Here is a 20,204-nt window from a genome sequence, read left to right on the forward strand (position 1 = left end):
TCTCGGCAAATCCCGGTGCGCTTGTCAATTTCCAACGTGTCCGCAGGCTTCATATTCGCTAATATGACGGCGTCGAAATTCGCATCACGACGCAAGGCATTGTGGTGCAAGATCAGGGACTGCGAATGAACATGCCCGCCGACCGGCTGACGACGCTGGAAATCCGCGCCGCCGAGCAGGAAAGGACCATCGAGGAACTGTCGGGACAGATCGCCGAGCAGTGGACGGTGATCGAGCGCATGCAGCGCAAGCTCGACGCGCTGACCGATCGCTTCCTGGCACTGGAGGAGCAGGCGGCGCCCGACGTGCCGGTGACCAAGCCGCCGCATTGGTGAGGACGAGGGGAGGGAACAAGCCATGGTCGGTGAAAGGGATCGTATCGCGCGAGCCGGCGACTACGTGCTCGGCCTGATGAACGATACCGATCGCGAACGGGCCGAGCGCGATCTGGAGATAGACCCTGCCTTCCGCGACGCCGTGCTGCAGCTTGCCGAACGCATGCATGTGTTTGATCGTGCCGAAAAGCCTGCCTTGCCTGCCAATCATTGGACGCTGGTGACGCAACGCCTCGCCGAATTGCCACAGATGCGCAGCGTTGGGCTCGGCAATGATGCCAAACCGCAGACGGTGATCCGAAGCCTGTCCCGGTCACCATACGGCGTTGGCGTGCATTCGCTTGGCGGCCGGCGCGGATTTGTCGTCGCCGTCGTGCTGATAGTGGTCTTCGCGCTCGGCTATTTCGTCGGAAAACTATAGGCCGACGCAGAACCGCCGGGCTTTCACCCGGCGGTTCGCAAATCAGTCTCTGCCGATCAATAAGGGCAGGCGTTGTCTGCCGTGTAGTCGTGCACCTGGATCTTGCCGGAGATGATGTCGGCCTTGGCCTTCTCGACCGCCGCCTTCATCTCGTCCGTCACCAGCGCCTTGTTGTTGTCGTCCATGGCGTAGTCGACGCCGCCTTCCTTGAGGCCGAGATTCTCGACGCCACCCTTGAAGGTGCCGTTCTTGCCATCCATGAAGGCGGTGTAGACGGCAATGTCGACGCGCTTCATCATCGAGGTCAGCACCTTGCCGGGCTGCAGGCCGTTCTGGTTGGAATCGACGCCGATGCCGAGCTTGCCGGCATCAGCCGCCGCCTGCAGCACGCCGACGCCGGTGCCGCCGGCCGCGGCGTAGACCACGTCGGCGCCCTGGTCGATCTGCGTCTTGGCGATCTCGCCGCCCTTGGCCGGATCGTTCCAGGCGGCCGGGGTGTCGCCGGTCATGTTCTGAATGACGTCGGTAGCGCCGGCCGACTTGGCGCCGCCGACATAGCCGCATTCGAACTTGCGGATGAGCGGGATGTCCATGCCGCCGATAAAGGCAACCTTCTTGGTCTTCGAGGCCATCGCCGCCATGATGCCGACGAGATAGGAACCCTCGTTTTCCTTGAACACCAGCGAGCGGACATTGGGCATATCGACGGCATCGTCGATGATGGCGAAGTTGAGGTCGGGATAATCTTTCGCGACCGCTTTCAGCGCATCTTCCCAGGCAAAGCCCGCCATGACGATCGGGTTGTGGCCGTCCTCGGCGAAGCGGCGCAGCGCCTGCTCGCGCTGCGAGGCGTTGGACACTTCGAACTCGACATAGGGCGTGCCGGTCTCGGTCTTGAACTTCTCGGCGCCATGGAAGGCAGCCTCGTTGAAGGATTTGTCGAACTTGCCGCCCAGATCATAGAGGATGGCCGGCTGGACATCCGCGGCGAAAGCCGGAAGAACCATTGCGGTTGCGGCCAGGAGGCCGAGAACGATACGTTTCATGTGATCCACACCCTGTCGGTTATTTTTTCCGTTACGCCCCGCCTGCCTGCCCGGTTCTGCGGCCGGCATGCGACGTCAGCCAGGAGTGTATTCCCCTCCCGCTCGGCGGCAATCTGGCACGGCCCGAAACAAAATTCACGCGGAATTTTGACCTTTTGGAAAAGCGTGCCGGGGCAGGCCGCGCCGCAGCTCGATCTTGCCTGGCGAACCTTTGCCGATCAGTTGGCGGCGAATTGGCCGGTGCGCCGCTGGCGCCTGTAGCCGATGGCGTAGAGCAGGAAGGCCAGCACCGCGAACACGGCAAATCCCGGCTGGTCGAGCACCCAGGCGATGGCGCCATCCCACAAAAGCGGGCTGGCCTTGGCGCGGACGAAGGTTTCGAAGGCCGCCCGCGTTTCCGGCGACACCGCCAGCCAGCTGGCATTGAGCGGGGTCAGCACAAGCGCCGAAGCCGCCACCGTGCGCGTCGTGTCGAGCACCGCCATGATGACGGAGACCGACAGCGCGACCATCGCGGCAAGGCGGAAAATGAAGCGAAACATCCAGGTTCTCCCCCGGCCGATCCTGGATGCTTTCCCAAGGGATCTCCGGCACGTGTCCCGAAACGAGAAATAGAATTTGTCTGGCCCGCCCGCAACCGCGATACGCGAATTTGAAGGCCGCGCATTTCGTCCCTATGCCACAGGCTTGCGCCTGCGCCGATGGACGAGCCAGACGGCGAGAATGCCGCCGCCAATGGCGCCGACCACCAGCCCGGCCAGGCCGATGAAGGCGGCGAAATAGCCGCAGCCGCCCTCGAAGCAACTCACCTCGGCGACATCGGCGATCACCGAGCCGGCGAAGAAGCCGGCCAGTGCACCGATGACGGCGCCCAGAATGATGCCGAGCAAGGCGGCGATGATGGAAACGAAGACCGGCGGCGCTTCGGTTTGCGGCCTGGCGTAGACGGTCCCGGCGCCGGAGCCGGGGCGCAACAGGTAGATGCAAAGCAGGCCGATGCCGATCTCGATGGCGGTGATGCCGAGGCTCCTGGCGGAGAAGACGAATTCCGGCACGGTCAGCACATAGGCCTGTCTCGCCAGCACCCAGACGATGGTGGCAATCTGCCAGATGGTGAAATGGCGGGGGAAACGCCTCGAACGGCCAAAGGCGAGACCGAGCAGGTAAAGCCCCCACAGGATGGTGATGACATTGGCGACGAGCCCGCCAACGAGGAAATAGAAGATCTTGTCGGGCAGGCCGGAATTGCCGACCAGCCACCATGCCGACGCCAGGCCATAGACCGACCACGCCATGACGAAGATGAGCCAGCCCACCGGGACGTAAAAAAGGTCGCCGCCCGGGCGGCCGGCCGGCGCCTGCCTACTCGGTTGTTCGCTGCTCGATGTCATGTCCGGACGATGCCCCCGCAAAGCCTCTGCCTCACTCGACAGGTGGCCGGCGGCGAAGTCAAGCGCGACGGGTCTTGCGGCCTTGCCTGTGCACATCATTCGGCGCCGGCGCCCCGGGAAACCGGTGCGAGGGCGGCCCCGCGAACCGCCATGTGGCCGGGCAAAGCGAATAGAGCGCCGTTATGGCTTGGCATTCGGCGCGGGATCGACTAGATGAGCCCCGCGCCTGTTGCTTCGACGGCTCAGGTGCCGGGGAAGGATGTCCGCTGGTTGGGCGGCATCCATGGCGCGGGCATTCCGCGCCGCTGCCCCAAGGAGATGCATCTCCCCAACCCGCGCGGCGAAACCGGCCGGCGCGAAGGCACGGACGGAGAGGTGGCCGAGTGGTTGAAGGCGCACGCCTGGAAAGTGTGTTTACGGGAGACCGTAACGCGGGTTCGAATCCCGCTCTCTCCGCCATTCCACAGAATAGCTGTATTTCTGTAGCAAAATCAGTATCTTGGCTGGCCGGCTGCTGGCGGATTAGACCAATCACTTAGACCAATCTGGCATCATTCCTCAAGCGGCCTTCCTCACGCCCTCGACGTGCCACTGCAGGGCCTGCCAAGGGTCATCGTCAAGCAACCGCACCGCCTCGGCGTAGGCTTCACCCTCGCCACAGCTTTACTTAATCCCCGACCTCCACACGAGTTGCCGTTCCCCTACGGCTGGGTAGCGTTCGGAAGCTGCGCACGGTATGTTCGCTCTCCGCAGATATTTTGAGGCGCCCTATGCCACTTCCGATATTTCTTTTTGCTGTCACGCCGGTCGCCATATTTATATATTTCAGTCTATTAGATATCGTAACAAATAGGTGGCGAAACACCGAGAGAAAGCTCCTTCTATACGTCTATTTGGCGCTTCATATAGGCGTCATTATTGGGGTAATTGTATCCATATTCGAGTTATATATTAAAGATTGACTGTTGTCTGAGGCTTCTCACTCAGCCGCGATGGTAGGTTTGTCAACGATATGATCGCTCTTAGCGGCTCGCCAGTGGAGCGATTTCTCCCCGGAAGCCCTGCCCCGCTACACCTCTTGGGGCGATGCAACGGGGGCAGGGAAAGGCGTCAGTCAGTGAAGGCTGTGCCGGTCTTCCGGGCGGCTGCTATCGCTTGGGCGTGCCCGTGGAAGACGTGCCACTCACCCTTGGCCGCAGCCCTGCGCAGCGCCGGGAAGTCAGCCTCGTCGACATGCTCAAAGTATGTCGCCAGCGTCAGCCCATGCTGCCGCAGAATGTTCCTGTCCAGATGCTGGCTGAATCCAGCCTCGACAACAGCCGCCTCCACCTCCTCGATCCCGAAAGCTTCCCCGGTCGGGATTTCTCCGGTCTCCGGCAAACCAATGATTGTTCGGTTGGCGGATGGTGGCGAACGCTTGTGCCGGCTCCGGGCAAGGTTGCATAGTCCAACAAGGCGACTCAGCGTGCTGTGCGCATCGGCTCGGAGCAATCGTGATTGGACTTTATGACATCTGGCCCGCTTTCGTGGTCGTCGCGCTGCTTTGGCCGCTTGCGGGCATGCCGCTGTTTCAGCGGGTAGGTTTCGAATCGAACTCCTCCAGGGTGCGGGCAATAGACGGAATGCGAGGCTATCTGGCGCTTGCCGTCGTGCTTCACCACGCCGTCATCTACCATGAAATGCTGGCGACCGGCGCATGGAAGTATCCGCCTTCGGCTTTCTATGGCCCACTGGGACAGGTGGGCGTATCCTTGTTCTTTATCATCTCCGCCTATCTGTTCTGGGGGAAACTGCTGTCGGCAAAGTCCTCCGTGGATTTTCCGACCCTGTTCCTCAAGCGGGCTTTCAGGATCGGGCCGCTCTATGTTCTGGCCGTCGGTACGGCGATGGCTTTGGAGGTCGCCGATGGCGCGATCGACTATTCGGCCTTCGCGACCTACGAGCGGGCATTTTTCAATCTGCTGTTCGGTGTCTTCGGCTATGTCCCGCTTTCGAGTTCCCGCGTCTGCGTATTGGCCTGCGTAACCTGGACCTTGCCCTATGAATGGCTGTTGTATTTCAGCCTGCCGATCGCGGCGATATTCAGCCGGCATCCGGTGGCCCGCATGGGCTTGCCAGCCTTTCTCCTGGCGTTTTCAATTCTCATGTCAGTGAACGGGGGCCGCCCCGCCTACGGCTTTCTGGGGCTTTTCGCGGGCGGAATGTTGTGCGCAACGCTTGAAGCGCAAGGCCTGCTGGTGAAGTGGCATCGGCATGCCTTGTCCGCCGCCGCCCTGGTGATGCTGGTGTGTATCTTCGCCGTTTATAAGACTGCCTACGCGCCGGGGCCGATGCTGCTATGCATTGCCACCTTCTTCCTGGTGGTGACGGGCGCTGATTTCTTTGGTCTGCTGACGGCCTCCCGCTCAGTGCGGCTGGGCGAGATCAGCTTTGGCATCTATCTCTTGCAAGGGCTTGCCTTCGTCTCGACGTTCTCCATCGCCCCCCTGCGGGCCTTCGCCATGGACAATGCCGCCCAATATTGGCTCGTGATATTGATTGCGATGGTGCTTCTGGTCCTCATGGCGCTGGTCGCGCACCTTGTGATCGAAAAGCCGGGCGTCTCGCTGGGAAACCGTCTTGCGGCAGTTCTTCGCCTGTCGACGCAGCGCGAGGTGCGTGAGACGACAGCCGCTGACGCAGCGCAGCCCTGGCGCACCGCGGACGTCTCACAAGACAGTCTGCAGGCCGCGCACAACGCCCAAGAGCGATGATTTCCGGGCCATTCGAACGCTGTTTGGCCTGGGCTGACGCGAACGATGCGGGCATCGCGATCAGAGCACGACCGCCGCATTTCATATGAAATGCTCCCGGCCCGGAACCTCTTGGCCCGCAGCGCGTTTCAAGCGTCCCGTCCGTGGACCAGCCCGGATATTTCTCCTGGCGCTGCTATAATCAGGAGCCTGCTTCATGCACGACAAGCTGTTTCATTCACCGGTCGCACTGACCGTCGGCCTTGGCTTCAAGCGCGAGATTGCCTCGCTGGCCGAAATGCACGATTTCCTGACCGATTGGACGACCTCGCGCCGTGGCCCCCTCCATCGCAATGCCGTGGAGGCGTGCGGCCTTGCGCTGGAAGGCTGTATCACCAGGGACGAGGCGCGCCATGCGCTCGTCGAGTTCGCACAAGCAACCGGCATCCTCTGGCCCGAAGTCGAGCCGGACATCGTGGCGCGCGCCGTCGCGCGCGGCTATGGCGGCTACGCCGCCTGAGTTTGAGGCCACCTCCCGTCGTGGCGGCTAACGCCGTCACCACCGAAAGCCCGGCTTGGCCTTCCCGAGCCGGGCTTCGCTTTGTTGCAAGGCGATCACAAGGATCGCCGTCATCTGCCGATGATGTTTTGCCCAACGGTGTAGGCGATCAACCTTTCGAAGGCGCGCGCCGACGCGTCGGCTTGGGCCTCGTCGGATCGGGCTCTTGCGATGACTGCGCTGCGAGGCGCAGCTCTCTCAATCTGGCTGTCTTCGCTTCGCGGGCCGCCCGCTCGGCGTCGAGTACGATCTGCGATTCACGCTTGGCGCGCTCATCGCGCTGAGTGTCGACTTTTGCACGGACCATGTGCTGCTAACTCCATTACGAACCAGCGTTGATTTGGAACAAATCGCCGCCTCCATCATCTTCCGGCCCCGCATGGTGCAGCGTTGCGGCGGGGGCGGCGATTACAAATGATGGTTGGAAGGCTTTTGTCATCGATGTTCCGGGATAGAGGTGTCAGTCACACCAACCTGACGAGACGACGAGCGACGCCTCGAATATCTGGTGTCCCTCCTCGTCGCGTACCTTGACGGTGATGGCGGTGTGGCCGTTTTCGATGATCTCGTCGCGGACGATGTCGGGCAGAATGCGGATCGCTTCGCGCCGTAGGCGTTCGCGCGTCTCGAAGACCTGGCCGTCATCATCGACCGTCAGACCGTCGCCATTGTAGAGGTCAAGATAATATCGAGGCATGATGGGCTGAACCTCAGACTGATGAGATGGCGAAATATTCAACCGACAATTCGCGGACCAACCAGTTGTTCCGTCAGAGGGGCATTTGCCGCGGAACAAGCAGGCGCTAACAAATGTTAATGCTTAGCAGCGGCCAACGGCGTATGCAGCCGAAGCCGCCTTTGCTTCCGACAGAACAAGATGGCGATCGGCTGTCGAAGCCCTTTCGCCGGAGATTGCGGTGCTTGAATCCCTCTATCTGAACCTGGGGCAGCATGACGCGCTGTCAGACGCCGAGAAGGCGCTGCTCGCCGGCGCCATGACGTTCGAGAGGCATTTCGCCACCGGCCAGGACATCGTCGCATCGGGGGCGCGGCCGACTTATTCGACGCTGATCCTCGACGGGCTGGCGGCGCGCTACAAGGTGCTGGAGAATGGCGGCCGGCAGTTCACCTCATTGCAGGTGTCCGGCGATTTCGTCGATCTCCACGCTTTCCTGCTGAAGACCATGGATCACGGCATCGTCGCTCTGTCGCCCTGTCATGTCATGTTCGCGGACCATAGCCGGCTTCGCGCCATCACCGAGCAGGCGCCGCACCTGACCCGGCTGTTGTGGCTGGACACGCTGGTCGACGGCGCCATCCACCGCGAGTGGATCGTCGCCATGGGGCGGCGCTCCAAGACCTCGCATCTGGCCCATCTCGTCTGTGAACTCTTCGTGCGGCTGCAGGTGGTGCAGCGGACCAGCGGCATGAGCTTTCACCTGCCGCTCTCGCAGGTTGAACTGGCCGATGTGCTAGGCTTGTCGGTGGTGCACATGAACCGGGTTATCGGCGCCTTGCGCAAGGTCGGGGTCGTCAACTGGGCAAACCACACGGTGACCATTCTCGACTGGCACCGGCTGCAGGAAATCGCCGAGTTCGATCCCACCTATCTCAGCATGATGCGGGAGCCGCGTTAGTTTATTCCAGACGCGGCTCCCCGATCCTGTGGGCGAGACGTTCAAGCCGCTTCGGCTGCTACGTTGACCGCCGTCTCCGCGATCTTGGTCAGGGCCTCGTCCGTGGCCTTCTCTTCCTTCAGCGTTGCTTCGAGAAGCGTCACGGCTTCGTTCAGGCCGAGTTCACCGCCCCACGTCCTCAGCGTGCCATAGCGTGAGATCTCGTAGTGCTCGACCGCCTGCGCGGCGGCCAGCAGACCGGCATCGAGCGCGGGAGATCCCTTGTACTCCTCCATGATCTCGGCGCCTTCCTCGGTGATACCCATGATCGCCGCACAGGTCTTGCCGACCGGCTTCTTGCCGATCACGCCGAAGACTTTCTCCAGTCTGGCGACGTGGCCCTCGGTCTCGGTGCGGTGCTTTTCGAAGGCGGCCTTCAGCTCGGCGCTTTGCGCGGCCTTGGCCATTTTCGGCAGTGTCGCCAATATCTTCTTTTCGGCGAAATAGATGTCCTTCAGCGTGTCATGAAACAGGTCGTCGAGCATTTTCTGCTTTGCCATCGTCATATCCTCTGATGCGTGAACCCTCAGGTCGACAATCTCCCGCAGATTGATTCGTTCCATCCGCGCCGCATAGCGCGGTCGAGCGGTCCAACCCGATAAATCCTCATGGGGACGCCATCTCCCCCGACACCGACGGCCGGCAAAAATCTTTATAAAATTCCTATTTCTTTCCGCCCCGCGCCGTCTCGAACCTTTATGGCGATCGGCTCCATATTCCGCATGGGAAAAACGTCGGACGCCGCCAATAGGAATGCGGCGCGCCGTTTTCACGTAATTGCAGGCCTGCTCCGGCAGCTGCCGAGTAGAAAAATCAAAGCAAGGAACAAGCACAATGGACATTATTGTTCTCGGGATAGGGGTTTTGTTTTTTGCCCTGTCCTTGGTCTACATCAAAGCCTGCGACATTCTTTAAGCCGGAGGATCGAAACATGTTTCTCGACTATATTCTCGGTGGCGGTGTGACAGTGTTCCTCCTCGTCTACCTGACATACGCCCTCGTTCGCCCAGAACGCTTCTGATGGCAACTGGTGCAAGGCACGGAAAGCTACAACCATGACTCTCAACGGATGGCTACAGATCCTCGTCTACTGCGGGATCGTCGTTTTGCTGGTGAAGCCGCTCGGCGGCTACATGTACCGCGTCTTCAATGGCGACCGGACATTTCTTTCGCCGGTTCTAGGCCCGATTGAACGCGGGCTTTATCGCATCTCGGGAACCAGCGAGCGCGAGGAGCAGCACTGGACCACTTACGCGGCAGGCATCATGTTCTTCAGCCTGGCCAGCTTCCTGGTGCTCTATGTCATGCAACGGCTGCAAGGCGTCCTGCCGTACAATCCGGCCGGCATGACAGCCGTCGAACCCACTCTCGCATTCAACACCGCCGTCAGCTTTCCGACCAACACCAACTGGCAGAACTATGGCGGCGAAAGCACGATGTCCTATCTCGTGCAGATGGCCGGCCTCGCGGTGCAGAACTTCATGTCCGCGGCCGTCGGCATCGCCATCGCGGTCGCGCTGATCCGTGGCTTTGCCCGCGCTTCGGTCAAGTCGATCGGCAATTTCTGGGTCGATATGACCCGCTGCACCCTCTACATACTCCTGCCGCTCTGTATCGTCCTGACCCTTGCCTATGTCTGGCTCGGCGTGCCGCAGACGCTCGGACCCTATGTCAACGCAACGACGCTGGAGGGGGCGCAGCAGACGATCGCGGTCGGGCCCGTCGCCTCGCAGCTCGCCATCAAGATGCTGGGCACCAATGGCGGCGGCTTCTTCAACGCCAACTCGGCGCATCCTTTTGAAAACCCCGACGCGATCTCCAATTTCATCCAGATGGTCACGATCTTCGCGCTCGGCGCTGCCCTGACCAATGTCTTCGGCCGCATGGTCGGCAACCAGCGCCAGGGCTGGGCGATCCTCGCCGCCATGGGCGTGCTGTTCATCGCCGGCGTCGCCGTCTGCTACTGGGCGGAAGCCGCAGGCAATCCGCTGATCCATGCGCTGGGCATCGACGGCGGCAACATGGAAGGCAAGGAAACCCGCTTCGGCATCGCTCTGTCGGCGCTGTTCGCCGTCATCACGACGGCCGCTTCCTGCGGTGCGGTCAATGCCATGCATGACAGCTTCACCGCGCTCGGCGGCATGATCCCGCTCATCAACATGCAGCTTGGCGAGGTCATCGTCGGCGGCGTCGGCGCCGGCTTCTACGGCATCCTGATGTTCATCGTGATTGCGGTCTTCGTTGCCGGCCTGATGGTTGGCCGTACGCCGGAATATCTCGGCAAGAAGATCGAGGCCAAGGAGGTCAAGATGGCGATGCTGGCCATCCTGTGCTTGCCGCTCGCCATGCTGATCTTCACGGCGATCGCCGTTGTCCTGCCGAGCGCCGTGGCCTCGATTGCCAATGGCGGTCCGCACGGCTTCTCCGAGGTGCTCTACGCCTACACCTCGGCGGCGGCTAACAACGGTTCGGGCTTTGGCGGCCTCAGCGGCAACACGCCCTGGTACAACATCACCATCGGCATCGGCATGTTGATGGGCCGCTTCCTGGTCATCATCCCGGCGCTCGCCATCGCCGGCTCGCTGGCGGCGAAGAAGACCGTGCCGGCTTCGGCAGGCACTTTCCCGACCGATGGGCCGCTGTTCGTCGGGCTGCTGATCGGCGTCATCGTCATCGTCGGCGGCCTCACCTTCTTCCCTGCGCTCGCCGTCGGGCCGATCATCGAGCACTTGGCGATGATCCATGGGCAAACCTTCTGAGGCGGCCATGCCCTTGTTCAGCAGCAAGCGTCGCAAGGCCAGGCCGCAGGCCGGCAGCGAGGGGGAGGCCAAGCCTCCTCCCTTCCCGACCGTTTCGACGTTCCTCGGCATTGCGGCCGTCATGATCGTGATCTGGCTGCTGGTCTACGGCCCACCCTTTTCGGCATCCAATCACCCGGTGCCGCCCAACAACAGCGAAGCCGGAGCTTCAAAATGAGTCACACAAAATCAGCCAGCATCATGGATGCCAGCATTCTTTGGCCCGCCATTGGCGGTGCCTTCCGCAAACTCGACCCGCGCACGCTGGCCCGCAACCCGGTGATGTTCGTCGTCGCAATCGTCTCGGCGCTGACGTCAGTGCTGTTCGTCGGGGACCTCATCACCGGCGGCGGCGACCTGCGCTTCACATTGCAGATCATCATCTGGCTGTGGTTCACGGTGCTGTTCGCCAATTTCGCCGAAGCGGTCGCCGAGGGGCGCGGCAAGGCGCAGGCCGACTCGCTGCGCAAGGCGCGCACCGAGACCCAGGCCAAGCTGCTGGCCGGCGAGGACCGCTCCAAATTCAAGCTGGTGCCCGGCACCAGCCTGAAGGTCGGCGACATCGTGCTGGTCGAAGCCGGCGACATCATCCCGTCCGACGGCGAGGTGATCGAAGGCGTGGCCTCGGTCAATGAGGCGGCAATCACCGGGGAGTCCGCACCGGTCATCCGCGAATCCGGCGGCGACCGTTCTGCCGTCACCGGCGGCACGCAGGTTCTGTCCGACTGGATCCGCGTGCGCATATCAGCCGCGTCCGGCCACACCTTCCTCGACCGCATGATCTCACTGGTCGAAGGGGCCGCGCGCCAGAAGACACCGAACGAGATCGCGCTCAACATCCTGCTCGTCGGCATGACGCTGATCTTCGTGCTGGCCACCGCGACCATCCCGAGCTTTGCCTCCTATTCCGGCGGCTATATCTCGGTGACTGTGCTGGTCGCGCTGTTCGTCACCTTGATCCCGACCACCATCGGCGCGCTGCTCTCGGCCATCGGCATTGCCGGCATGGACCGCCTGGTGCGCTTCAACGTGCTGGCCATGTCGGGTCGTGCCGTGGAAGCCGCCGGCGACGTCGACACGCTGCTCCTCGACAAGACCGGCACCATCACGCTCGGCAACCGCCAGGCGACCGAATTCCGCCCGGTCAAGGGCGTCACCGAGCAGGAACTGGCCGACGCGGCGCAACTCGCCTCGCTCGCCGACGAGACGCCTGAGGGGCGCTCGATCGTCGTGTTGGCCAAGGAGAAATACGGCATCCGCGCCCGTGACATGGCGACATTGCACGCCACCTTCGTGCCCTTCACGGCGCAGACCCGCATGAGCGGCGTCGACATCGACGGCTCGTCGGTACGCAAGGGCGCCGTCGATTCCGTGCTTGCCCACGTCAATCAGTCGACGGTGGCCGCCCACGGCACGCGTCCCGGCAGCGATACCGTCAGGGATCTCCAGGCGATCGCCGACGAGATTGGCAAGTCTGGCGGCACGCCGCTGGCGGTCGAGCGCGATGGTCGCCTGCTCGGCGTCGTCCACCTCAAGGACATCGTCAAGGGTGGCATCAGGGAGCGCTTTGCCGAGTTGCGCAAGATGGGTATCCGCACGGTGATGATCACCGGCGACAATCCGATGACGGCAGCGGCGATCGCGGCGGAAGCCGGCGTCGACGACTTTCTCGCCCAGGCAACGCCCGAGGACAAGCTGAAGCTGATCCGAGACGAACAGGCCAAGGGCAAGCTGGTCGCCATGTGCGGCGACGGCACCAACGATGCGCCGGCCCTTGCCCAGGCCGATGTCGGCGTCGCGATGAACACCGGCACGGTCGCCGCCCGCGAGGCGGGCAACATGGTCGACCTCGACAGCGATCCGACCAAGCTCATCGAGATCGTCGAGATCGGCAAGGCGCTGCTGATGACACGCGGCTCGCTGACGACCTTCTCCATCGCCAATGACGTTGCCAAGTATTTTGCCATCATCCCGGCGATGTTTGCGATCTTCTACGTCGCGCCGGGACAGACGACCGGCCCGTTGCAGGCGCTCAACATCATGCATCTGGGCACGCCGCAGAGCGCCATCCTGTCGGCCATCATCTTCAACGCGCTGATCATCATCGCGCTGATCCCGCTGTCGCTGAAAGGCGTCAAATATCGCGCCATCGGCGCCGGCGTGCTGCTCCGCCGCAACCTCCTCGTCTACGGCCTCGGCGGCATCATCGTGCCGTTCGTTGGCATCAAGGCGATCGATATGATCGTCACCGCCCTCGGCCTCGCTTAAGGAATAGATCCATGCTCACCCAGATAAGACCCGCGGTCATCATGATCGTCTTCTTCACGGTCCTGACCGGACTGATCTATCCGATCGGCATGACCGGCATTGCCCAGGCGCTGTTTCCGCACCAAGCCAATGGCAGCCTGATCGAGAAGGACAAAACGGTCATCGGCTCCGAGCTGATCGGCCAGGTCTTCGCCAGCGACAAGTATTTCCATGGCAGGCCTTCGGCGGCCGGCAATGGTTACGATGCCACCGCCTCCGGCGGCACCAATCTCGGCCCGACCAATCCCAAGCTGATCGAGCGCATCAAGGGCGATGCCGAGAAGCTGAAGGCGGAGAATCCGAACGCACCGGTCCCAATGGATCTGGTGACGACGTCGGGCAGCGGCCTTGACCCGCAGATCAGCCCGGAGGCCGCCTATTTCCAGGTTCCGCGCGTGGCCAAGGCCAGGGGCATCGACGAAGCCAAGGTCAAGGCGCTCGTCGACGGCCAGGTCGAGGGCAGGGAGCTCGGCTTCATGGGAGAGCCTGTCGTCAACGTGCTGGCGCTCAACCTGGCGCTCGACGCGGCTAAATAGGTGATGGAGAGGTCCGGGGATCGACAGCATCCCCGGACCTCGCCATGATCGATCCTGATGCCGGACGACAGAAGCAACGAAAACCGACCTTCCCCCGACGCGCTGCTCGAGCACGCCGAGCGGGAAGGACGCGGCCGCCTGCGGATATTCCTCGGCGCCGCGCCCGGTGTCGGCAAGACCTACGAAATGCTGATGTCGGGCCGTGCCAGGCTGGCGGACGGCATCGATGTGGTGATCGGCGTCGTCGAGACGCATGGCCGCAGGGAAACCCAGACCCTGGTCGAGGGTTACGAAGTCATCCCCCGCCGCAAGATCGACTACAAGGGGCGCGTCCTCGACGAGATGGACATCGACGCCATCCTCGCCCGGCGCCCCGCATTGGTTCTGGTCGACGAGCTCGCCCACACCAACGCGCCCGGCAGCCGCCACCCCAAGCGTTATCTCGACGTCCAGGAGATCCTGGCGCGCGGCATCGACGTCTACACGACGCTCAACATCCAGCATGTCGAAAGCCTGAACGACGTCGTCGCGCAGATCACGCGGGTCAGGGTGCGCGAGACGGTTCCCGATTCCATCATCGACCAGGCCGACGATGTCGAAATCATCGACCTGACGCCCGACGACCTGATCAAGCGGCTGGAAGAGGGAAAGGTCTATTTCCCCAACACGGCGCAGCGCGCCATCGAGAACTATTTTTCGTCGGGCAATCTGACGGCTTTGCGCGAACTGGCGCTGCGCCGCACCGCCCAGCGTGTCGACGAGCAGTTGCTCAATCACATGCAGTCGCACGCCATCCAGGGCCCATGGGCCGCGGGCGAGAGGGTGCTCGTCTGCGTCGACGCGCGTCCGGGCGGCGCGGCCCGCATCCGCTACGCACGCAGGCTGGCCGACCGGCTTCGCGCGCCGTGGACGGCGCTGCATGTCGATACGCCGCGCTCGGCCGGCATGTCCGAGGAAGACAAGGACCGGCTCGCCACGCTGATGCGCCTTGCCGAGCAACTCGGCGCCGAGGTGACGACCATTCCCGGCCAGAACGTCGCGCAGGACATCGTGCGCCACGCGGCGGCCAACAATTTCACCCATATCGTGGTTGGCAGGCCGACCCGGTCGCGCTGGCGCGAACTGATCGAGGGCTCGCTCACCTATGATTTGATCCGCAACGCCGGCGACATCAGCGTCCACGTCATTTCGGGGACCGAGCGGGATGCCGAAGCGACCTCGAGAAGGGTCAAGGCAGCGGCCGAGCAGAAGCAATTCCAGATCTGGCCCTATCTGCTGGCCACGACCTATGTTGCGGGTTCATTGGCCGTCAGCGCCGTCCTCGACCAGTTCCTGGACGTCCGCAATCTGGCGATCGTCTTCCTCCTGGCGGTGCTGACATCGGCGGTGGCCGGCGGCCTTTGGCCGGCGCTCTATGCGTGCTTCCTCAGTGCCCTTGCCTTCAACTATTTCTTCCTCGAGCCGCGCTACACACTGACGATCCGGGATCCCGAGAGCATCGTGGCGCTCGCCGTCTTCCTTGCCGTGGCGGTGATCGCCAGCAATCTCGCCGCGCGCATGCAGCGCCAGGCCGTCGCCGCCCGCTCGCGGGCACGGGCCACCGAGGACATCTACCTCTTCTCCAGGAAGCTCGCCGGCGCCGGCACACTCGACGACGTGCTGTGGGCCACCGCCTTCCAGATCGCCTCGATGCTGAAGCTGCGCGTGGTGTTGCTTCTGCCCGAAGACGGCACCATCACCGTCAAGGCAGGCTATCCGCCGGACGACACGCTGGCCGAAGCCGACATCGCCGCAGCCCGCTGGGCCTGGGAACACAACCGCGCCGCCGGGCGCGGCGCCGACACGCTGCCTGGCGCCAAGCGTCTTTATCTGCCTTTGCGTACCGGGCGCACCGCGATCGGTGTCGTCGGCCTCGACAATGACAAGCAGGGCCCGCTGCTGACGCCTGAGCAACAGCGCCTGCTCGATGCGCTGGCCGACCAGGCGGCGGTGGCGATCGAACGCGTCCAATTGGTCGCCGATGTCGACCGCGCCAAGCTCGCCGCCGAAGCCGACCGGCTACGCTCGGCCCTGCTGACCTCGATTTCGCATGATCTGAAAACGCCGCTCTCGGCGATCATGGGAGCGGCGGGCACGCTCAAGGAATTCGCGCCGGATCTGCCCGAGCCGGACCGGGCGGAGCTCCTGTCGACGGTGATCGACGAATCGGAGCGGCTGAACCGCTTCATCGCCAATCTGCTCGACATGACCAAGATCGAATCCGGGGCCATGGAGCCGAACTATGCCCTGCATTATGTCGGCGATATCGTCGGCACGGCGCTCAACCGCGCCCGCAAGATCACCAGCGAACACAAGATCGAGGTCGATATTCCGCCCGACCTGCCGATGCTGAAGCTCGATCCCGTGCTGTTCGAGCAGGTTCTGTTCAACCTTCTCGACAATGCGTCGAAATATTCGCCGTCCGGCTCGACGATCCGCGTGCAGGGATGGGCCGACAATGGATCCGTCATCGTGCAGATCATGGATGAGGGGCCGGGTATTCCGGGGCATGATTTGGAACGTGTGTTCGACACCTTTTACCGGGCGCGCAAGGGCGATCAGGTGCGCGCCGGCACCGGCCTTGGCCTGTCGATCTGCCGCGGCTTTGTCGAATCGATGGGCGGCACCATCTCGGCCGCCAACCGGACCGACCGCACAGGGGCTGCGTTCACCATCAGGATCCCGATGCCGGCGGAAGCACCCGATGCCGGCAATCGCGGCGAAGAGACCAGCGTGGATCGGCCTTCATGACAAATTCGAATGTCAGGATACTGGTCGTCGATGACGAGCCGCCGATCCGCAAGCTGCTTCGGGTCGGCCTCGGCAGCCAGGGCTATGTCATCAGCGAGGCGCCGAACGCCAAGGTGGCGATCGAACTGATGGAACAAGAAAAGCCGGATCTGGTGCTGCTCGACCTCGGCCTGCCTGGCATGGGCGGTCATGAGCTCCTGCGCAAATGGCGTGACGAGGGCCTCGACATTCCCGTCGTCATCCTCTCCAGCCGCACCGACGAGGCCGGCATCGTCAATGCGCTCGAACTCGGCGCCGACGATTATGTCACCAAACCGTTCGGCATGAACGAACTGGTGGCGCGCATCCGCGTGGCGTTGCGGCACAAGTTCCAGCAACAGGGCGAGAAGCCTGTATTCCAAAGCGGCGACCTCAGCGTCGATCTGGTCAAGCGCATCGTCAAGGTCGAGGGCGAGGAGATAAAACTCTCGCCGAAGGAATACGACATATTGCGCATCCTGGTGCAGCATGCCGGCAAGATGCTGACCCACCATTTCATCCTGAAGCAGATCTGGGATGATTCGACCGACGTGCAGTATCTCCGGGTCTATGTCAGGCAGCTCCGGCAGAAGATCGAGAAGACCCCCGACCAGCCGCGCTACATCACCACCGAGACCGGTGTCGGCTATCGGCTGCGTGTCGATTGAGACAGCTCGAATTGAAGTTCTAACTTTTTGTTTTGACGCAATTCCGGGCGGGAAACCGTACACACTTTTCCTGGAATTGCTCCAGTCAGACGACGGCTTCCAACGGCCGAGTTGCGGCCACCGACGTCCGCAAGGCGGCGAGACAGCCGAGGATGCCAAGCGGGACGAAGGCAAGGAACAGCCAGCTCGCGACATTGGCCGCCGCGTCGTGGTTCAAGCCTTGCGAGAAGCCGCTGGCATTGGCGACGATGCCGGCAAGGGCGGCCCCCACGGCGTAGCCGATGCGCTGCATGGTCGGCACCGCGGCCGAGGCGATGGTCTGCTCGTCGTCCGGGGCGGAGGCGACGATGACGCGGGTCAGGAACGGCCAGGCAATGCCGAAGCCGCCGCCCTGCAGCAAGGCGCAGACCAGGATCAGCGGGATCGAGCCCAGGGGTATCGTATAGGCAAAGCCGGCGATGCCCGCCGCGATCATCAGCGCGCCGGTAACAATGATCAGCCGTTCACGCTGCGGCGGCGCGTTGGCGACGAGGATCGACAGGATCGACCAGGCGATCGATTCGGCGGCGATGATGTAGCCGGTGGTCAGCAGCGGGATGTCGTGCAGGCTGGTCAAAAGCAGCGGCCCGTAGACGCCGAAGGAGCAGGTCGCGACGGAAAAGGCGGCGACCATGGTCATGCCGGCACCGACCGGAGTGCGCCACGAAAACAGCCGCGCCGGGAACAGCCGCGAGCGCGGCTTCAGCGCGTCGATGGTGAAGAACAGCGCGAGCCCGGCGAGGCCCAGCACGATCAGCAGAGAGGAACGCAGCAGGGCGATGTCGATGCCGGCCGAGGCGATCAGCACCACGGCGACAGCCAGGCAGGCAAGGGCGGCGAAGGGGAAGGGCGGGGTCTTGCCGGCGCTCGTGCTGGGTTTCTTCGCCTCCGGCGTGTTGAGCACGAGGAAGCTTGCCAACGCCATGGCGGTACCGCCGAGGGTGAAGACGCCGAAGGCCCAGCGCCACGACAGGAATTCGGTCATGATAGCGCCCAGCAACGGGCCGCTGAACGCCGCGACGCCCCAGATCGCCGACATGATGCCGAAGAGCTGCGGCCAGATGGTGCGCGAAAACAGCCGCTCGACCGAGACGAAGGCGAGCGATACCAGCGCGCCGCCGCCCAGCCCCTCGATCAGCCGGCCGGCCAGGAACAACTGCATGGAAGGCGAGGTGGCGCAGATCAGCGCGCCGGCGGCGTAGAGCAGGGCCGCGACCACCATATTGGTGCGCAGCGCCACGTAGCTCACCAGTCGCCCGGCGGCGGCACCGGCGACGATGGCGCCGAGCTCGTAGATCGCCAATGACCAGCCGACGAGCTGCACCCCGGCCAGTTCGCCGACCATCGCCGGCATGACGGTTGCCACCATCGTCTCGTTGGTGGCGTGCAGCAGGATGCCGAGGCTGATGAAGCAGAAGCGCGCCAGGTCGCCGCTCGCCCACAATGCGCGCCAGTCGACCCTGTTTGTGCTGATTTCAGTCATGTCCACCCCATGCTTTTGCATATCGCGATGCCGGCGCACGGCACCAGAAGCCAGCAAGGCTTTCCGGCAGGACCATGCGCGGCAACAGCGCCGGATAGCGTGCCCATCGGGGTGCCGGTCCGGTCGGACTGGGCTTGTAGAACCTCAACCGCGGTTGAGCTCAAGCGGTTTTTTCAAGGAGGTCAGTTCTCGGTGCTGCGCAGCTGGAACTGGCTGACGCCGATGGCGAGATTGATGCCGGTCTGCGTCTGCAGGCTGAGCGGCTGGAGGGTGAAGGCCTGCGAGGAGCCGCCGGCCAGGAGATTGGCGCCGGCGCCGACGGCGGCCGTCACCTCGGCGCTGGCGCCGATATAGTCGCCCGCCAGCGCACCCGGCGCGTAGATGTTCTTCAGCGGCGTCAGCACCAGCCAGCGCATCACCGACTGTTTTGTCGTGCCGATGTCGAGGCCGTATTTGTTGACCGCGCCAAAATAGGCCTCCGGCGCGAAGCTCTTGTCGGTCGGCGTGAAGGTGCAGCTCAGATCCTTGGTCGAGCCGAAGATGAAGCCGGTGCCCCCGCCAATGGCGCATTCAAGGGTACCAAGTTCGATGCCTCGGTCCTGCGCCTGCGCCTGTGTCGCGCCGAGCACGAGTGCGATCGCGGCAGCGGCGATGGCTGTCTTCGGCATATCGTTCCCCCTCAAAATCAAACGGCGCGGAACCATCCTATATGGTTCCGCGCCGTAAGGTAGAGAGGAGCGCAAGGCTCCGTTCGATCACTTCAGCGAATGAATCAGCTGAAGCGAGGTCACGGCCACGGCGAGATTGACGCCGGTCTGCGCCTGGACGCTGAGCGGCTCCAGCATGAAGGCGCCGTCGAAGCCGCCGACCAGCAGGTTGGCGCCGCCGCCGGTGACGACGCTCGCCTCGGCATTGACGCCATAATAGCTGCCGGCAAGGTCGCCCGCGTCGCGGTCGCGGGTCGCGGCAAGAACCGCCCAGACGAGCTGGCCCTGATGTGTCTGGCCGAGATCGACACCGATCTTGGAGATGACGCCGGTGTAGATCTCCGACGGGCCGTGGTGGTAGGGACGGAAGACGCAGGACACGCCCTTGTTGGAGGCGACGATATAGGCGGTGCCGCCGTCGATGGTGCAGTCGAGAGTGCCGAGCTGCAGCTTTCCGGCGCTGGCCGGAGCGGCAGCGAACACGGTCGTTGCAAGGGCAGCGGCGCTGACGAGTTTCTTGATCATGGGAGGGTCCTTTCGCAAATCGCTTGGAATAACGGCTCGAGTGACCAGACCGTTCCGCTGAAAACTTGGCGCGAACAAGGCAAGGGTCAACGGCTTGGTGCGGGGGTTAACGCGCGGTTGCCGGATGGGCGGCGATCTGCAACGCCGCGTGTCCTTTCGGACACGCCGACGTC

21 protein-coding genes and 1 tRNA gene are annotated in these 20,204 nt (G+C 63.2%); 13 read left to right on the forward strand and 9 right to left on the reverse strand.

Translation table 11 applies throughout. The annotated features are described in order from the left end of the window. The first annotated feature begins 125 nt into the window (after positions 1–125). The gene (locus tag CK226_RS17880) at positions 126–335 is read left to right on the forward strand and encodes a SlyX family protein (RefSeq protein ID WP_095772518.1); all 210 of its coding nucleotides are present in this window, start codon (positions 126–128) and stop codon (positions 333–335) included. 22 nt (positions 336–357) lie between these two features. Then, the gene (locus CK226_RS17885; protein WP_095772519.1) at positions 358–756 is read left to right on the forward strand and encodes a hypothetical protein; all 399 of its coding nucleotides are present in this window, start codon (positions 358–360) and stop codon (positions 754–756) included. A gap of 56 nt (positions 757–812) precedes the next feature. On the opposite strand, the gene CK226_RS17890 is transcribed toward CK226_RS17885, so the two are convergent. The 3 genes from CK226_RS17890 to CK226_RS17900 form a co-directional block, all read right to left on the reverse strand. Then, on the reverse strand, positions 813–1,802 hold the full coding sequence (locus CK226_RS17890) for a BMP family ABC transporter substrate-binding protein (RefSeq protein ID WP_095772520.1): 990 nt from the start codon (positions 1,800–1,802) through the stop codon (positions 813–815). A gap of 218 nt (positions 1,803–2,020) precedes the next feature. Next, on the reverse strand, positions 2,021–2,344 hold the full coding sequence (locus tag CK226_RS17895; protein WP_095772521.1) for a hypothetical protein: 324 nt from the start codon (positions 2,342–2,344) through the stop codon (positions 2,021–2,023). A gap of 132 nt (positions 2,345–2,476) precedes the next feature. After that, the gene (locus CK226_RS17900) at positions 2,477–3,193 is read right to left on the reverse strand and encodes a hypothetical protein (protein ID WP_245437775.1); all 717 of its coding nucleotides are present in this window, start codon (positions 3,191–3,193) and stop codon (positions 2,477–2,479) included. 369 nt (positions 3,194–3,562) lie between these two features. Between CK226_RS17900 and CK226_RS17905 the strand changes: the two genes are divergently transcribed. After that, positions 3,563–3,652 (forward strand) — tRNA-Ser (locus CK226_RS17905). A gap of 651 nt (positions 3,653–4,303) precedes the next feature. Here the strand turns inward: CK226_RS17905 and CK226_RS17910 are convergent. After that, on the reverse strand, positions 4,304–4,573 hold the full coding sequence (locus tag CK226_RS17910) for a hypothetical protein (RefSeq protein ID WP_095792618.1): 270 nt from the start codon (positions 4,571–4,573) through the stop codon (positions 4,304–4,306). 113 nt (positions 4,574–4,686) lie between these two features. Between CK226_RS17910 and CK226_RS17915 the strand changes: the two genes are divergently transcribed. Both CK226_RS17915 and CK226_RS17920 read left to right on the forward strand, forming a co-directional pair. Then, positions 4,687–5,946, forward strand: coding sequence for an acyltransferase (locus CK226_RS17915; protein WP_095772527.1), 1,260 nt, complete (start codon positions 4,687–4,689; stop codon positions 5,944–5,946). Positions 5,947–6,142: 196 nt separating this feature from the next. Continuing rightward, positions 6,143–6,445, forward strand: a complete 303-nt coding sequence (locus CK226_RS17920) for a DUF982 domain-containing protein (RefSeq protein WP_095772528.1) — start codon at positions 6,143–6,145, stop codon at positions 6,443–6,445. Positions 6,446–6,944: 499 nt separating this feature from the next. On the opposite strand, the gene CK226_RS17930 is transcribed toward CK226_RS17920, so the two are convergent. After that, positions 6,945–7,181, reverse strand: a complete 237-nt coding sequence (locus CK226_RS17930; RefSeq protein WP_095772530.1) for a hypothetical protein — start codon at positions 7,179–7,181, stop codon at positions 6,945–6,947. Positions 7,182–7,401: 220 nt separating this feature from the next. Between CK226_RS17930 and CK226_RS17935 the strand changes: the two genes are divergently transcribed. Beyond that, positions 7,402–8,121, forward strand: coding sequence for a Crp/Fnr family transcriptional regulator (locus tag CK226_RS17935; RefSeq protein WP_095792619.1), 720 nt, complete (start codon positions 7,402–7,404; stop codon positions 8,119–8,121). 41 nt (positions 8,122–8,162) lie between these two features. Here the strand turns inward: CK226_RS17935 and CK226_RS17940 are convergent, their stop codons facing one another. Continuing rightward, the gene (locus CK226_RS17940) at positions 8,163–8,660 is read right to left on the reverse strand and encodes a ferritin-like domain-containing protein (protein ID WP_179295809.1); all 498 of its coding nucleotides are present in this window, start codon (positions 8,658–8,660) and stop codon (positions 8,163–8,165) included. A gap of 431 nt (positions 8,661–9,091) precedes the next feature. Here CK226_RS17940 and CK226_RS17945 point away from each other — a divergent pair, with 431 nt between their 5' ends. From CK226_RS17945 to CK226_RS17975, 7 genes are read left to right on the forward strand one after another with little or no spacing between them, the layout of a single operon-like run. After that, positions 9,092–9,181, forward strand: a complete 90-nt coding sequence (locus tag CK226_RS17945; RefSeq protein ID WP_095792620.1) for a K(+)-transporting ATPase subunit F — start codon at positions 9,092–9,094, stop codon at positions 9,179–9,181. A gap of 34 nt (positions 9,182–9,215) precedes the next feature. Next, positions 9,216–10,919 carry a potassium-transporting ATPase subunit KdpA gene (kdpA, locus tag CK226_RS17950; protein WP_095792621.1) on the forward strand — a complete coding sequence of 568 codons (1,704 nt, stop codon included), beginning with the start codon at positions 9,216–9,218 and terminating at the stop codon, positions 10,917–10,919. A 7-nt stretch (positions 10,920–10,926) separates the two neighbouring features. Continuing rightward, positions 10,927–11,136: a hypothetical protein gene (locus CK226_RS17955; protein ID WP_245437776.1), complete on the forward strand. Its 210-nt coding sequence runs from the start codon at positions 10,927–10,929 to the stop codon at positions 11,134–11,136. After that, complete coding sequence (kdpB, locus tag CK226_RS17960; RefSeq protein WP_095792623.1) at positions 11,133–13,226, forward strand: potassium-transporting ATPase subunit KdpB; 2,094 nt, start codon at positions 11,133–11,135, stop codon at positions 13,224–13,226. The genes CK226_RS17955 and kdpB overlap by 4 nt, the downstream gene beginning before the upstream one ends. An 11-nt stretch (positions 13,227–13,237) precedes the next feature. After that, positions 13,238–13,801 (forward strand): potassium-transporting ATPase subunit KdpC, encoded by a 564-nt coding sequence (kdpC, locus tag CK226_RS17965; protein ID WP_095792624.1) that lies wholly within the window; start codon positions 13,238–13,240, stop codon positions 13,799–13,801. A gap of 57 nt (positions 13,802–13,858) precedes the next feature. Then, positions 13,859–16,591: a sensor histidine kinase KdpD gene (locus CK226_RS17970; protein ID WP_095792625.1), complete on the forward strand. Its 2,733-nt coding sequence runs from the start codon at positions 13,859–13,861 to the stop codon at positions 16,589–16,591. Then, entirely contained in the window at positions 16,588–17,277 is a 690-nt protein-coding gene (locus CK226_RS17975) for a response regulator transcription factor (RefSeq protein ID WP_095792626.1), read from the forward strand. Before CK226_RS17970 ends, CK226_RS17975 begins: the two co-directional genes overlap by 4 nt. 85 nt (positions 17,278–17,362) lie before the next feature. Here CK226_RS17975 and CK226_RS17980 read toward each other — a convergent pair whose 3' ends face one another. The 3 genes from CK226_RS17980 to CK226_RS17990 form a co-directional block, all read right to left on the reverse strand. After that, complete coding sequence (locus CK226_RS17980; RefSeq protein WP_095792727.1) at positions 17,363–18,799, reverse strand: MFS transporter; 1,437 nt, start codon at positions 18,797–18,799, stop codon at positions 17,363–17,365. 182 nt (positions 18,800–18,981) lie between these two features. Then, positions 18,982–19,467, reverse strand: coding sequence for a DUF992 domain-containing protein (locus CK226_RS17985; RefSeq protein WP_095772539.1), 486 nt, complete (start codon positions 19,465–19,467; stop codon positions 18,982–18,984). An 87-nt stretch (positions 19,468–19,554) separates the two neighbouring features. Beyond that, positions 19,555–20,031: a DUF992 domain-containing protein gene (locus CK226_RS17990; RefSeq protein ID WP_095772540.1), complete on the reverse strand. Its 477-nt coding sequence runs from the start codon at positions 20,029–20,031 to the stop codon at positions 19,555–19,557. Between the last annotated feature and the right edge of the window lie 173 nt (positions 20,032–20,204).

The sequence above is a fragment of the Mesorhizobium sp. WSM4311 genome (genome assembly GCF_002295115.1).
In the GTDB taxonomy this organism is placed as follows: Bacteria; Pseudomonadota; Alphaproteobacteria; order Rhizobiales; family Rhizobiaceae; genus Mesorhizobium.